Origin of the sequence: [Mycobacterium] manitobense (genome assembly GCF_025821665.1) — a bacterium.
Classification (GTDB): domain Bacteria; phylum Actinomycetota; class Actinomycetes; order Mycobacteriales; family Mycobacteriaceae; genus Mycobacterium; species Mycobacterium arseniciresistens.
The window spans coordinates 1-405 of sequence record NZ_JACKSJ010000034.1 but is presented as its reverse complement, the minus strand read 5'-3'; the positions used below and the strand labels follow the sequence as shown (position 1 = coordinate 405).

The 405-nt window shown below is 64.7% G+C and carries 1 protein-coding gene; it reads left to right on the top strand.

The window, feature by feature from the left end; all coding sequences use genetic code 11:
• A partial coding sequence (locus H7I41_RS04580) for a cutinase family protein (RefSeq protein WP_264011384.1) occupies positions 1–185 on the top strand: 185 nt, incomplete at its 5' end.
• Positions 186–405: the final 220 nt, after the last annotated feature.

The window sequence follows — 405 nt, the reverse complement described above, 5'->3', positions numbered from 1 at the left end:
ACCATGACGCGCCTCCCCTCGAGATCGGCCCCACCTTCACTGGCAGGACCATCGATCTGTGTGCCCCGCGAGACCCGATCTGCGAACCGGGCAGCCTTGACCGCGGCGCCCACAGCGCATACACGGTGAACGGCATGGCCGAGGAGGCCGCCGATTTCGTCGTCGCCCGCCTGCGAAACCGGTAACCGAGAGGTTGCGTTTCGGCCCGCACGTCACTGCAGCCAACCGACAGGAGAACAGAATATGCCAGCCATCACCGCGGACACGCTCACTTTGCCCCTTCGTCGTCGCCCGCCTGCGAAACCGGTAACCGAGAGGTTGCGTTTCGGCCCGCACGTCACTGCAGCCAACCGACAGGAGAACAGAATATGCCAGCCATCACCGCGGACACGCTCACTTTGCCCC